This is a genomic window from Microbacterium neungamense, assembly GCF_024971095.1.
Taxonomy (GTDB): Bacteria; Actinomycetota; Actinomycetes; order Actinomycetales; family Microbacteriaceae; genus Microbacterium; species Microbacterium neungamense.
This window is the reverse complement of the sequence record NZ_CP069717.1, coordinates 502,330-515,034: the sequence shown is the minus strand read 5'-3', so window position 1 is coordinate 515,034 and position 12,705 is coordinate 502,330. Positions and strand designations below refer to the sequence as shown.

The following is a 12,705-nucleotide window of genomic DNA, read 5'->3' as shown; positions in this document are numbered from 1 at the left end:
GGGTCGGTCTCAGTCGCCGACGTCGACCGCGAGGACGAGCAGCGGCGCGAGGGCGTCGCGGTCCACCGCGATGGACGGGCCGGCGACGTCGACGATCACCCCGGCGATCTCCTCGTGGCTGCGCAGCACCTTCGCCAGCTGCTCGGGCGCGAACGGCATCGGACGGTCGCCGCGTCCGAGGGCGACCACCTCGAGCGGGTGCGAGAACACCTGCAGGTAGCGGCGCCCGTCGGCGGTGCGCGCCTCGGCGATGCCGACGGCTTGGCCGTTGGCTCCGTCGTTGACGGCGACCCAGGTGCGGCTGCGGGCCAGCGCCTCCGCCACGCGGGACACCGAGTCCGGCTGCCGGGGCGCGGCGAGCACGGTCTTCAGCGTCATCTGCTCGTCGCCCTGCTCCAGGGTCTTCTGCAGCAGCTCGGTGGGGAAGACGGCGCGGTGCGGGGCGGAGCTGTTGTCGATGATGAGGCCGGTGAAACCGCCCTTGACCACCTGCTGGTACACCGAGGTCACCGGCTGGGCGATCGCCGACGTGTTCGCCGCCTCGGCATCGCCCTGCACGGATGCCCGCAGTGCGGCGCCGGAACTGTACGCGAGCATGAACGACCGCTCGCCGTCGCGGACCACGCCGACCGAGAGCGGCTTGCCTTCACTGATCTGCTGCCGCGCGTCGCCGTGCACGCGCAGGTACAGGTGCCCTTGCAGCGACTGGCGCAGCACGCCGAGCAGCTGCTCGTTCGTCGCGCCCTCCTCCAGCTGGGCGAGCGCCTCGCGCAGGAGGACGTTGTCGTTGAGCCCCTCGACGGTGCGAGTCTGCGCGGGCGGCTGGGCGGGTGCGAGGGGCAGCTTCGGGGGTGCCTGCGGAGTGTTCGCGGCGGCGGATGCCGTGGGTGCGGTGGGGGCGGATGCCGGGGGCGCGGTCTGCGCCGTGGTTCCGGATGCCCCTGCGGCAACGCTCGTGTCGGAAGCCGGCTGCTCGGGCAGGCGGACCTCAGGCCCGGCCTCAGCGCCGACGCCGCGGAAGGCCTGCACCGTGATGTTCACCTCGGGGACGGGCTCCGCCGGAGCGGTCTCGGCGGCGGCCGAGTCGGCGCGGTCGGGGGGACCCGATGCCTCGGTCTCGACGGCTTCCTCGGCGAGCGGCTCGACGGCGGTGTCGGCCGGCTTCTTGCGGCGGGAGAACAGGGCCATATGTGCCAGCCTAACCGGCGACCCTGGTCGTTGAGCGAGCGCAGCGAGACGAAACGCCCCACCAGAGGCAAGCGCCCCCTCTCCCCCTGGTCGTTGAGCGAGCGCAGCGAGACGAAACGCCCCGACGAGGCAGAGCGTTTCGTCTCGGTCGGCTTCGCCGTCCTCGCTCAACGACCGGAAAGAAGGCCGCCCCCGGTCGTTGAGCGAGCGCAGCGAGACGAAACGCCCCGACGAGGCAGAGCGTTTCGTCTCGGTCGGCTTCGCCGTCCTCGCTCAACGACCGGAAAGGTTCGTCTCGTCGCTGCGCTCCCCGCTCAACGACCGGAAAGAAGGCCGCCCCCGGTCGTTGAGCGAGCGCAGCGAGACGAAACGCCCCACCCCGGTCAGAGCTTGACGATCGGGGCGATCTTGATGAGGAGCTTCTTCTGGCCCGCGGTGTCGAACCGCACGTGTGCGATGCGCTTGGCTCCGTCACCGGTGACCGCCTCGACGCGTCCCTCTCCGAAGTCGTCGTGCCGGATGCGGTCGCCGGCGGCCAGCTCCAGGTCGCCGTTGTCGCGCACCTTCGAGGTGACCTTGTTCGCGAACTTGTCCATCGCGGTCGACAGCGGCTTGAGCTCGCTCTTCGGCAGCGGCTTCGCGCCGAAACGGTCGCCGCCGGATCCGAAGCCGCCGCCGGGCCGTCGCGCGTTCAGCGCGCGGGACTGCATGCCGCCGCGGGAATTGACGTCCTCGGGGGACTGCCGCCAGTCGATCAGCTCGGCCGGGATCTCCTGCAGGAACCGGCTCGGCATCGCCACCGACACCTCGCCGAACTGCGCCCGGGTCATCGCCAGCGACAGGTGCAGGCGCTTGCGCGCTCGCGTGATGCCGACGTAGAACAGCCGGCGCTCCTCCTGCGGCCCGCCCGGTTCGCCGGCGGAGATCCGGTGCGGGATGAGGTCCTCCTCGACGCCGGTGACGAACACCGCGTCGTACTCCAGGCCCTTCGCGGTGTGCATCGTCATCAGCGACACCGCCCCGGACGCGTCGTCGAGGTCATCGGCATCCGATACGAGCGCGACGTCGGTGAGGAAGTCCACGAGCGCACCGTCCGGGTTGTTGCGGGCGAAGTCGCGCGCGACGGCGACGAATTCGTCGAGGTTCTCCAGCCGCGCCTCGTCCTGCGGGTCGCGGCTGGCACGCAGCGCGTCGAAGTACCCGCTCTTGGACAGCAGCAGGGTGAGCCCTTCGGCGACCGCCGTCGCCGGAGGCACCTCCCCGGATGCCGGCGTCATCACGGCAGCGGCCTCGGTGAGCACCGCGTCCAGCTGGGCGATGGCCGCCTGCAGCTTGGGGCCGACGCCCAGCTCACCCGGATGCGCCAGCGCCTGACGGAAGCTGATGCCGTGCTCCTCCGCGAATCGCGCGATCGCCGTCTCGGTGACCTCGCCGATGCCTCGGCGCGGCTTGTTCAGGATGCGACGCACCGCCATGTCGTCGGCCGGGTTCGCCACCGCGACGAGATAGGCCAGCGCGTCCTTGATCTCGGCACGCTCGTAGAACTTCGTGCCGCCCATGATCTTGTACGGCACGGCGGCGCGGATGAAGATCTCCTCCAGTGCGCGGGACTGCGAGTTGGTGCGGTAGAACGCCGCCATCTCCGAGTACGGCATCCCGGCGCGGTGCAGCGCCTCGATCTCGTCCGCGACGAACTGCGCCTCGTCGTGCTGCGAGTACCCGGTGAAGCCGACGATCTTCTCGCCCGGGCCCTTATCGCTCCACAGGTTCTTCGCCTTGCGGTCGAAGTTGTGCCCGATCACGGCGTTCGCCGCGGAGAGGATGTTCTGCGTGGACCGGTAGTTCTGCTCCAGCAGCACCACCTTCGCGCCCGGGAAGTCGCGCTCGAACTCGGTGATGTTGCGGATGTCCGCCCCGCGGAAGGCGTAGATGGACTGGTCGGAGTCGCCGACGACGGTCAGCGAGGCGCCGTCCTCGGGTCCGCCCGGCTCGGCACCGGACGGCTCCGGCTCGAAGATCATCATGCCGTTCATGGCATACGGCTCGGGTGCGGCCGAGGATGCCCCCGACACCGGGCGGGTGAGCTCGTGGATCAGGGCGTACTGGGCGTGGTTGGTGTCCTGGTACTCGTCGACGAGGATGTGCCGGAATCGGCGCCGGTAGGTGTCCGCGACGTGCGGGAACGCCCGGAACAGGAACACCGTCTGCGCGATCAGGTCGTCGAAGTCGAAGGCGTTCGCCTTCTGCAGCGCCCGCTGGTAGTCGCTGAAGATCTCCGTGAAGATGCGCTCCGCCGGGTCGCTCAGGTTCGCCTGACGCGCGTGCCCCTCGGCATCCGTCAACTCGTTCTTGAGCTTCGAGATGCGCCCCTGCACGGATGCCGGGGTGAGGCCGTACGCATCCCCCTCGTGCTCCTTGACCAGACGCTTCAGCAGCGCCCGCGAGTCGCCGGAGTCGTAGATCGTGAAGGAGCGGGTGAAGCCGAACTGCTCGGCCTCGCGCCGCAGGATCCGCACGCAGGCGGAGTGGAAGGTGGAGATCCACATGCCGCGCGCGGAATCCCCGACCAGCGCCTCGACGCGCTCGCGCATCTCGCCCGCGGCCTTGTTGGTGAAGGTGATCGCCAGGATCTGACTCGGCCACGCCTCGCGCTGTCGCAGCAGCAGCGCGATCCGCCGGGTGAGCACGCTGGTCTTGCCCGACCCGGCGCCGGCGACGATGAGCAGCGCCTTGCCGCGGTAGGTGACCGCCTCGAGCTGTTGGGGGTTGAGCCCGGCGAGAAGCGGGTCGCCGCCCTGCGACGGGGCGGATGCGGGAACGGTGAGGGGCGCGTCGATCATGTCCTCACGAGTCTAGGCCGGGCTTCGGACGTCGAGGCTCGGCGTGCATCGGCCTGGTGCCGGGCGCCGGTCCCCGCCCCGGCTGCCGACCCCGCCCCGGCTGCCGACCCCGGCCCCGGGGCCGACCCCGACCCCGGGCCCGACCCCGAGCCCGGACGGGAGGGGTACGATCGCAGAGACCGAAGGAGGTGCCGCGATGATCACCGAGCTGAGCGAGCAGCAGTGCATCGAGCTGCTGGGCACCACGACCGTGGGCCGGCTGGGCTTCGTCCATGAGGGCCGGGTGCATGTGATCCCGGTGAACTTCCTCCTCGACGGCCATGACATCGTCGTGCGGACCTCGCCGGAGGGGCCGATCAGCGAACTGCCCGACAGCACCGAGCTCGTCGCGTTCGAGATCGACCATCACGACGACCTGAGCGGCGGCGGCTGGAGCGTGCTGCTGAACGGCCCGGTCACCGTGATGTCGGACGAGGAGCTGGCGGCCGTCCCCGGCACGCGTCGCGTGCAGCCCTGGGCCGGCGGCGAGAGGTCGCTGGCGCTGCGGCTGCGGCCGGAGCTGGTGTCCGGCCGCCGGGTGCAGCGCCCGCGCCGCTGACGCCGCCGCCGCGCGCGTCCCTCCCCGCGGCCGCGCGGACCCTCGACCCTGCCGCCGCCTCCGCCCGGTCACTCCCCGCGGAAGAACGCGACCCCGAGATCCGGGTGGTCCACGAACACCCCGTCCACGCCCGCCCTGGCGATGGCCGCCCACTCCGCCTCGTAGTCCCCGAACGCCGACTTCTTCCCGGTGCTGCGGAACTCCGGGGCGAGGAACGCGTTCTCGGGCCGGCAGGTCCACGTGAACACCCGCAGGCCGCGGGCGTGCGCATCGGCGGCGATCGTGCTGCCCTTCGCGAGCAGCATCCGCTTGTTGACGCTGATCCCGTCGACCGAGCCGGCGAGCTCGTCCAGGCCCTGCGGCGTCACCGCGTCGCGGTACGCGGGCGCGGCGCGGCCGAGCGCGGCGACCATGTCGAAGGGGCGCCCGGTGGCCTCGACGAGGTACACGTACGAGGCGGCGATGCCGCGCTCGCGCAGCCGGTGCAGCACCGTGGACTCGAACGCCTCGACGATGAGCGGGAGCTCGCCGTCCGCCCAGCCCGTCGCCCGCAGGTCGCGTTCGATCATCGGCACGAGGTCGAGCCCGATCCGCTCGAAGTAGGTGGCGTGCTTGATCTCGAGCACGACGCCGATCTCGCGACCGTGCTCCTGCGATCCGCGGCGCACCAGGTCGAGCACGTCGGTCAGCCGCAGCACCGGCTGGGTGTCGTCGAAGCTGGCGCTCGAGGCGCGCAGCTTCGGCAGCCGCTCCCGGCTGCGCAGGGTGGAGAGCTCGGCCCAGGTGAAGTCCTCGGTGAACCACCCGGTCAGCGCGACGCCGTCCACCTTCTTCGTGGTGCGCCGGTCGGCGAACTCGGGCCGGTGGGCGACGTCCGTGGTGCCGGAGATCTCGTTCTCGTGCCGGACGACGAGGACGCCGTCCTTGCTGGCGACGATGTCCGGCTCGACCGCATCCACCCCCATCGCCAGGGCCAGCTCGTACGAGGACCGGCTGTGCTCCGGGCGGTATCCCGGCGCCCCGCGATGACCGATGACGAGCGGGGATCTCCTGGGCACGCTCACAGCGTAAAGCACCCCCCTGCGAACCCCAAGCGGGTATCGTTGAAGAAAGCGTTGACCGATCCCTCGGGAGTAGAGGCCACCATGAGCAACTTCGCATTCAACAACCCGGCGTTCCAGCAGCAGGATCCGCGCAACGTCGCGACGTACCCGGGTGGGCCGCAGGCGGGCGCGCAGACCGCCTCGTTCCAGCACGCGGCGACGGATGCGGCGGTGAACGCGCAGCTCGAGGGCATGTACGCCGCCCCGCCGGCGGGTGCCATCGAGACCGACCGGATGACGGTCGAGGACACCGTCTGGAAGACCGCGGGCCTGTTCGGCATCCTCCTCGCCACCGCGGCCATCGGCTGGGTGTGGACCGCGTCCAGCGCGATGACCACCGGGCAGCCGAACCTGCTGCCGTGGATGGTGGGCGCCCTCGGCGGCTTCGTGCTCGCCATGGTCATCACCTTCACCTCGCGCAAGAAGGTCCGCCCCGGCCTGATCTGGGCGTACGCGGCGTTCGAGGGCCTCTTCGTCGGCGCCATCTCGGCCTTCTTCGAGTTCATCTGGCCCGGCGTCGTGATGCAGGCCACCCTGGCCACCGTCGCCGTCGTCGGCGTGACCCTCGCCCTGTTCGCGAGCGGCAAGATCCGCGCCTCCGCGAAGATGACGAAGATCGTCATGATCGCGATGTTCGGCTACCTCGCCTTCTCGGTGCTGAACCTCATCCTGATGTGGACGAACGTGCTCCCGCAGGACGCCGCGTTCGGGCTGCACAGCATGGAGGTCGCGGGCATCCCGCTCGGCCTGATCATCGGCGTCCTCGTCGTGTTCATGGCGGCGTACTCGCTGGTGATGGACTTCGACCAGATCCAGCAGGGCGTGCGCAACGGTGCTCCGCGCGTGTACGGCTGGCTGGGCGCGTTCGGCATCATGGTCACCGTGGTCTGGCTTTACGTCGAGATCCTGCGCATCATCGCCATCCTGCGCGGCAACGACTGACACACCGCTTCGACGGACCTACCGCTTCACGAAAGGCGGCCGCTCTCCCCGGAGGGCGGCCGCCTTTTCGCTGCGCGCCAGGGATCCTCGGACGCGCACCGGCGCCGCACTCTGGCACAACGGACGGGCTCAGCGCAAGGGCCTACGCCGCGAGGGCCCGCCACGGGCATCCTGAGAGCCGGGACGACAACCCGTCGTCTGCGGAACAGAACGGAGACTCCCATGGGATTCCTCGCTTTTCTCCTCCTCGGCCTCATCGCCGGTGCGATCGCAAAACTGATCCTGCCCGGCAAGCAGGGCGGCGGATGGATCGTCACGCTTCTGCTCGGCGTCGTCGGCGCACTCCTCGGCGGATGGCTGGGCTCTGTGCTCTTCAACGCGCCCCTCGAGGAGTTCTGGAGCCTGCAGACCTGGCTGCTTGCGATCGGCGGTTCGATCGTCGTCCTGCTGATCTACGGCCTCATCGTCGGACGCGGAGATCGCAGCCGCGCCTGACCCGGCCGTCAGCCTCGGGCCTTGAGCTCGAGCAGAGCACGTTCGCGGTCGTTGCCCGCCAGTCGGGCAGCGGCCGCGAACTCTGTGCGGGCCTCATCCACCCGTCCCAGCCGCAGCAGCAGCTCCCCGCGCGTCGCCGGCAGCAGGTGGTAGCCGCGCAGCTTTCCGCCGGTGACGATCTCGTCGACGATGCGGAGAGCGGATGCCGGGCCGGTGGCCATCGCCACCGCCGCGGCCCGGTTCAGGTCGATCACCGGTGACGGCGTGAGCCGCCCCAGTGCCTCGTAGAGGATGACGATGCGGTCCCAGTCGGTGTCCTCGACGGATGCGGCCACCGCGTGGCATTCCGCGATCGAGGCCTGCAGGGCGTAGCCGCCGCGCCCCCGGCCCAGGGCATCGGCCCGCGCCAGCGCCGCCCGGCCACGAGCGATCGCGCCGCGGTCCCAGCGGGTGCGGTCCTGGTCGGCCAGCAGGACGGGGTCGCCGTTGGCATCCGTCCGTGCCGGGAAGCGCGCCGCGGTGATCTCCATCAGCGCGAGCAGGCCGTGCACCTCGGGCTCCCGCGGGACCAGGCCCGCCAGCACCCGGGTCAGCCGGATCGCCTCCCGGGCGAGGTCCGGCCGCATCCACTCCTCGCCGCTGCTGGCGGCGTGCGCCTCGTTGAAGATCAGGTACAGCACCGAGAGCACCGCGCTCAGCCGCTTCGGGAACTCTTCGCGCGGGGGCAGTTCGAACGGCGCGCGGGCGGCGCCGAGCGTCTTCTTCGCCCGGACGATGCGCTGCTGCACCGTCGCGACCGGCACCAGGAAGGCCCGGCCGATCTCCTCGCTGGTGAGACCGCCCACCACTCGCAGCGTCAGCGCGACCTGCGCCTCACGCGAGAGCACGGGGTGGCAGGCGATGAAGATGAGGCGGAGGACGTCGTCGTCCACGGCATCCGGATCCCACGGCGCAGCATCCGTCGCCTCCGCCTGCTCGCGCTCGAGGTCGTGCGCGAGCACGGCGAGGCGCTCGTCGTGACGCTCGCGCCGGCGCCAGGCGTCGATCGCCTTGCGCTTCGCGACCGCGGTGAGCCACGCGGCGGGGTTGCGCGGCACGCCCTCCGCCGGCCACTGCTGCAGGGCGTCCACGAGCGCCTCCTGCGCGAGGTCCTCGGCGAGGCCGAAGTCGCCGACGGTGCGGGTCAGGGTCGCGACGATCTTCGCCGACTCGATGCGCCACACGGCCGCGACGGCGCGCTCCGCGAAACCCGGACCGGATGCCGCGGGGCGCGCCGCCTCGTCGGGGGACATGTCAGACCGTCTCTCCGCGCGCAGCGGCCTCCTCGAGCCACTGCTTCTCCTTCTGCACCCACTCGTTGTCCTCGGGGAACTCGTCGATGCCGGGGATGCGGCGGATCTCGAGCTTCGAACCCGGGCCCAGCGGGCAGCGCTTCGCCCACTCGACGGCCTCCTCCTTGGACGAGACCTCGAGGATCCAGAAGCCGTTGAACAGCTCCTTCGTCTCGCCGTAAGGGCCGTCGGTGACCAGCGGCGGGTCGCTGGAGAAGTCGACGACGACACCCTCTTCGGCGGGGGCGAGCCCGTCGCCGCCGGCCATCACGCCGGCCTTGATGAGCGACTCGTTGTAGCGGCCCATCGCCTCGAGCATCTCCTCGAACGGGATCTCCTTCGACGCCTCGAGGGCCTCGTCGGTGGCGCGCATGATCAGCATGAACTTCATGGTCTCTTCTCCTCGATATGACGGGGTCGCCTCTCGACCCTCTCACTGAAGACGTCGAACGGGAAGACGCCGGATCGACATCCGCCGCAGAAAAAGTTCCGCGCCTCCCCCGTCAGGGGGACGGGGCGACTAGACGCAGAGGGCGGGGCGGTGGTCGCCCGTCGGGACGGGCGGCGCCCGGGCGGTGGCGGGGCGGGGTCAGCGGCGGGGCGGGGCGGGGTCAGCGGCGGGGCGGGGCGGAGAGGGCGGCGCGGACGGCGGCGGCGAGAGCGGTCATCGCGGCGTCCGCGGACCAGGCGGATGCCGCGGGGCGGGCCTCGCCGGACAGGCGGGCGCGCAGCCCGGCATCCGTCAGCACCGCGTGCAGGGCCTCTGCGAGCGCGCGCGCGTCGCCGTCGGGGACGAGCACTCCCCCGCCATCGCGCAGGATGTCACCCGGGCCGTAGCGGATGTCGTACGCGATCACGGGGCATCCGACGCGCAGCGCCTCGACGATCGACAGCCCCTGCCCCTCGAAAGCCGAGGACGACAGCAGCACGGATGCCCGGCGCAGCACCGCGTCCGGGTCGGTCGTCGCGCCCATGAGGCGCACCCGGTCCGCCGCGGACCGCTCCCGGATCAGCCCCTCGAGCCGCTCCCGCTCCGGCCCATCGCCCCAGATCTCCAGCACCGCGCCCGGAACGTCGGCGGCGAGGAACGCACGGATGCCATGGTCGATGCGCTTGCCCGGAGCGAGCCGCGACAGGCTGACGACCAGACCCGCCTCGCGTGCCGCGTCGTCCGCAGCGGCGTCGGGCATCGGGACGCCGTTCGGCACGACCAGGTGCCGCCCGCTCCCGTCGAAGCGGGCCACGACGTCGTCGCGCTGCGCCCGGGTCGGCCACAGCACCGCGTCGAACCGGTCGGCGATCGCGAACCAGCGGGTCCACAGCGGGTTCAGCGGCGCGTCCGGGGTGAACGGCGGCTCCAGGTGGATGGTGTGGATCGTGTGCAGCAGCCGCACCCGCTCGCTCCCCCACCCGGCGAGCAGCTCCCCCAGCTGCCGGGATTCGCAGACCACGACGACGGGCCCGGTCAGCCGTGCCACGACGTGCTCCAGCCATGCCCGGTACAGCGCCCCGAACCCGGGAAGCTCGCCGATCGCATCCCCCTCCGGCCCGTGCACGCGCACGGCGGCCGTGCTGAGGTGCCAGTCCGGGTTGCCGCGGATCACCGGCAGCGACACGAACGGCCGGCCCGCGGCATCCGTCAGCACACGGTGCTCGTCCGCCTGCGCGCCCGGGGTCGGCGCGGATGCCGCGGCGGCGCGCACCCACTCGGCGGCACCGCCGTCCGGAGCGACGGCCTCATCGAACAGGTTGCGCAGCGGGGTGTCGGGGCGGAGGGCGCCGCGGGCGGCGAACTCCGCGCGGTGCGCGGCGTGGGCCTCGGCATCCGCCGGGTCGACCGTGAGCAGCTGCACCCGCGCGCCGCGCTCGGCCATCTGCCCGGCGCGCGCGAGGGTCGCGATCGTGTACCCACCGTCGAGGTCGGGGATCAGCCGGCTCGACAGGATCAGATAGTCCGCGTCGGGGAACGGTCCCTGCGCGGCATCCGTCACTCCCACCGCACCGCCCGCGCGGCGCGGTGCCACGCAGTGCCCGTCGCGAGTGTCCGTGCCGGATGCTGACGCATCCGTCACTCCCACTCGATGGTCGCCGGCGGCTTCGAGGTGACGTCGAGCACCACGCGGTTGACCTCGCGGACCTCGTTGGTGATGCGGTTCGAGATGCGGGCGAGGACGTCGTAGGGCAGGCGCGTCCAGTCCGCGGTCATGGCGTCTTCACTGGAGACCGGGCGCAGCACGATCGGGTGACCGTAGGTGCGGCCGTCGCCCTGCACGCCCACCGAGCGGACGTCGGCGAGCAGCACCACCGGGCACTGCCAGATCTGCTGGTCGAGGCCGGCCTTGGTGAGCTCCTCGCGCGCGATCGCGTCGGCTTCGCGGAGCACGTCCAGGCGCTCGCGGGTGACCTCGCCGATGATGCGGATGCCCAGGCCGGGGCCGGGGAACGGCTGGCGGGAGACGATCGCCTCCGGGATGCCGAGCTCACGGCCGATCGCGCGCACCTCGTCCTTGAACAGGGCGCGCAGCGGCTCGACGAGCTCGAAGTCCAGGTCGTCGGGCAGACCGCCGACGTTGTGGTGCGACTTGATGTTCGCGGTGCCGGCGCCGCCGCCGGATTCGACCACGTCCGGGTACAGGGTGCCCTGCACGAGGAACTTCACCGGCGCGCCGCCCTCGGCCTTCGCCTCCTCGACGAGTTCGCGCTGCACGCGCTCGAAGGCGCGGATGAACTCGCGGCCGATGATCTTGCGCTTCTCCTCGGGGTCGGTGACGCCCTTGAGGTGTTCGAGGAACACGTCCGCGGCATCCACCGTGATCAGCCGCACGCCGGTGGACTCGACGTAGTCCTTCTCCACCTGCTCCCGCTCCCCCTTGCGCAGCAGGCCGTGGTCGACGAAGACGGCGGTGAGCTGGTCGCCGATCGCCTTGTGCACGAGCGCCGTGGACACGGCCGAGTCGACGCCGCCGGACAGCGCGGAGATCACGCGGGCGTCGCCGACCTGGGCGCGGATGCGCTCCACCTGCTCGGCGATGACGTTGCCGCTGTTCCAGTCGGCGGGCAGGCCCGCGCCCTTGTGCAGGAAGTTCTCGATCACACGCTGACCGTGGTCGGAGTGCTTCACCTCGGGGTGCCACTGCACGCCGTAGAGGCGGCGCTGCTCGTCGGCGAACGCGGCGACCTTGGTCGCCTCCGTGGTGGCGAGCACCTCGAAGCCCTCCGGCGCCTTCGCGACCTGGTCGCCGTGGCTCATCCACACGTTCTGCTCGGCGGGCTGATCGGCGAGCAGGGTGCCGCCGTCGCCCGAGATCCGGGCATCCGTCGCACCGTACTCGCGCAGACCGGTGTGCGCCACCTCGCCGCCGAGGGTCTGCGCCATGTACTGGAACCCGTAGCAGATGCCCAGAGTCGGGATGCCGAGGTCGAAGACCTTCGGGTCGAGCTGGGGGGCGCCCTCCTCATACACCGACGAGGGACCGCCGGAGAGGATGAGTGCGACCGGGTTGCGCGCCGCGATCTCCTCAGCGGATGCCGTGTGGGGCACGATCTCGCTGTAGACGCCGGCCTCGCGCACGCGACGGGCGATCAGCTGCGCGTACTGCGCGCCGAAGTCGACGACGAGCGCGGGACGCTGCTGGGTCTCGGACTGGGCAGTCTCGGACTGTTCGGTCAACGGGCACCTTCCGTGGCGGGAACGGAGGCGGCGGCCGCCTCGCGGGAGTCGAGGTAGCTCTTCACGTCACGCGCGACGCGGGTCTCCATGAAGAACGACAGGAACGGGATCACACCGCCGAGCGCGAGCATGATGAAACGCAGGAACGGCCAGCGCATCAGGCTCCACACCCGGAAGCAGGCGAACAGGTAGACGACGTAGAACCAGCCGTGCGCGATGAGGATGCCCAGGGAGAGGTTCACGCCGTCGCCGGTCGACTCCAGGCCCTCGGGCCCTTCCACGACCTCGGCGAGCCAGAGGAAGCCGCCGGATCCGCCGAGGAACAGCTCGCGGTGGATCGGCGTGTACTTCAGCACCATCTCGGCGACCAGGAGCAGCAGCATGACTCCGGTGATGATCGACGCGATCTGGTAGAACTTCAGCGCTCCGCGGATCGCCGGGAAGCTGGCGACTCTGGGCTCGGGCATGCGTCCAGTCTAGTCGGACGCTCTCTCACCGGTCGCTGAGCCGGGGAGCGCCCCGGTCGTTGACCGAGGAG

General features: G+C 71.3%; 11 protein-coding genes. 3 read left to right on the top strand and 8 right to left on the bottom strand.

All coding sequences use genetic code 11. From position 1 onward, the window contains the following. Window positions 1-9: 9 nt before the first annotated feature. Window positions 10-1,188 carry an SseB family protein gene (locus tag JSY13_RS02470; protein ID WP_259607423.1) on the bottom strand — a complete coding sequence of 393 codons (1,179 nt, stop codon included), beginning with the start codon at window positions 1,186-1,188 and terminating at the stop codon, window positions 10-12. A gap of 383 nt (window positions 1,189-1,571) precedes the next feature. Beyond that, entirely contained in the window at window positions 1,572-4,028 is a 2,457-nt protein-coding gene (locus JSY13_RS02465) for an ATP-dependent helicase (protein WP_259607422.1), read from the bottom strand. Between the two features lie 196 nt (window positions 4,029-4,224). Between JSY13_RS02465 and JSY13_RS02460 the strand changes: the two genes are divergently transcribed. Further along, window positions 4,225-4,626, top strand: a complete 402-nt coding sequence (locus tag JSY13_RS02460; RefSeq protein WP_259607421.1) for a pyridoxamine 5'-phosphate oxidase family protein — start codon at window positions 4,225-4,227, stop codon at window positions 4,624-4,626. Window positions 4,627-4,694: 68 nt separating this feature from the next. On the opposite strand, the gene JSY13_RS02455 is transcribed toward JSY13_RS02460, so the two are convergent. Next, the gene (locus JSY13_RS02455) at window positions 4,695-5,684 is read right to left on the bottom strand and encodes a glycerophosphodiester phosphodiesterase family protein (protein ID WP_259607420.1); all 990 of its coding nucleotides are present in this window, start codon (window positions 5,682-5,684) and stop codon (window positions 4,695-4,697) included. Window positions 5,685-5,771: 87 nt separating this feature from the next. On the opposite strand from JSY13_RS02455, the gene JSY13_RS02450 reads away from it, so the two are divergent. Both JSY13_RS02450 and JSY13_RS02445 read left to right on the top strand, forming a co-directional pair. Further along, entirely contained in the window at window positions 5,772-6,671 is a 900-nt protein-coding gene (locus JSY13_RS02450) for a Bax inhibitor-1/YccA family protein (protein WP_259607419.1), read from the top strand. 222 nt (window positions 6,672-6,893) lie between these two features. Next, window positions 6,894-7,166: a GlsB/YeaQ/YmgE family stress response membrane protein gene (locus tag JSY13_RS02445; RefSeq protein WP_259607418.1), complete on the top strand. Its 273-nt coding sequence runs from the start codon at window positions 6,894-6,896 to the stop codon at window positions 7,164-7,166. A gap of 8 nt (window positions 7,167-7,174) precedes the next feature. On the opposite strand, the gene JSY13_RS02440 is transcribed toward JSY13_RS02445, so the two are convergent. The 5 genes from JSY13_RS02440 to JSY13_RS02420 all read right to left on the bottom strand — a co-directional run bounded on the left by JSY13_RS02440 (window position 7,175) and on the right by JSY13_RS02420 (window position 12,634). Further along, the gene (locus JSY13_RS02440; protein ID WP_259607417.1) at window positions 7,175-8,458 is read right to left on the bottom strand and encodes an RNA polymerase sigma factor; all 1,284 of its coding nucleotides are present in this window, start codon (window positions 8,456-8,458) and stop codon (window positions 7,175-7,177) included. Window position 8,459: 1 nt separating this feature from the next. Further along, window positions 8,460-8,888, bottom strand: coding sequence for a YciI family protein (locus JSY13_RS02435; protein ID WP_259607416.1), 429 nt, complete (start codon window positions 8,886-8,888; stop codon window positions 8,460-8,462). A 220-nt stretch (window positions 8,889-9,108) separates the two neighbouring features. After that, window positions 9,109-10,521, bottom strand: a complete 1,413-nt coding sequence (locus tag JSY13_RS02430) for a glycosyltransferase (protein ID WP_259607415.1) — start codon at window positions 10,519-10,521, stop codon at window positions 9,109-9,111. A gap of 44 nt (window positions 10,522-10,565) precedes the next feature. Continuing rightward, window positions 10,566-12,167: a glutamine-hydrolyzing GMP synthase gene (gene guaA / locus JSY13_RS02425; RefSeq protein WP_259607414.1), complete on the bottom strand. Its 1,602-nt coding sequence runs from the start codon at window positions 12,165-12,167 to the stop codon at window positions 10,566-10,568. Beyond that, window positions 12,164-12,634 carry a DUF3817 domain-containing protein gene (locus JSY13_RS02420; protein ID WP_259607413.1) on the bottom strand — a complete coding sequence of 157 codons (471 nt, stop codon included), beginning with the start codon at window positions 12,632-12,634 and terminating at the stop codon, window positions 12,164-12,166. Before JSY13_RS02420 ends, guaA begins: the two co-directional genes overlap by 4 nt. Window positions 12,635-12,705 lie beyond the last annotated feature (71 nt).

Bases quoted from the DNA above. Each gene is read 5' to 3' on its own strand.
- JSY13_RS02470 (WP_259607423.1), bottom strand. From the start codon at position 1,188: ATGGCCCTGTTCTCCCGCCGCAAGAAGCCGGCCGACACCGCCGTCGAG.
- JSY13_RS02465 (WP_259607422.1), bottom strand. From the start codon at position 4,028: ATGATCGACGCGCCCCTCACCGTTCCCGCATCCGCCCCGTCGCAGGGC.
- JSY13_RS02460 (WP_259607421.1), top strand. From the start codon at position 4,225: ATGATCACCGAGCTGAGCGAGCAGCAGTGCATCGAGCTGCTGGGCACC.
- JSY13_RS02450 (WP_259607419.1), top strand. From the start codon at position 5,772: ATGAGCAACTTCGCATTCAACAACCCGGCGTTCCAGCAGCAGGATCCG.
- JSY13_RS02445 (WP_259607418.1), top strand. From the start codon at position 6,894: ATGGGATTCCTCGCTTTTCTCCTCCTCGGCCTCATCGCCGGTGCGATC.
- JSY13_RS02440 (WP_259607417.1), bottom strand. From the start codon at position 8,458: ATGTCCCCCGACGAGGCGGCGCGCCCCGCGGCATCCGGTCCGGGTTTC.
- JSY13_RS02435 (WP_259607416.1), bottom strand. From the start codon at position 8,888: ATGAAGTTCATGCTGATCATGCGCGCCACCGACGAGGCCCTCGAGGCG.
- JSY13_RS02420 (WP_259607413.1), bottom strand. From the start codon at position 12,634: ATGCCCGAGCCCAGAGTCGCCAGCTTCCCGGCGATCCGCGGAGCGCTG.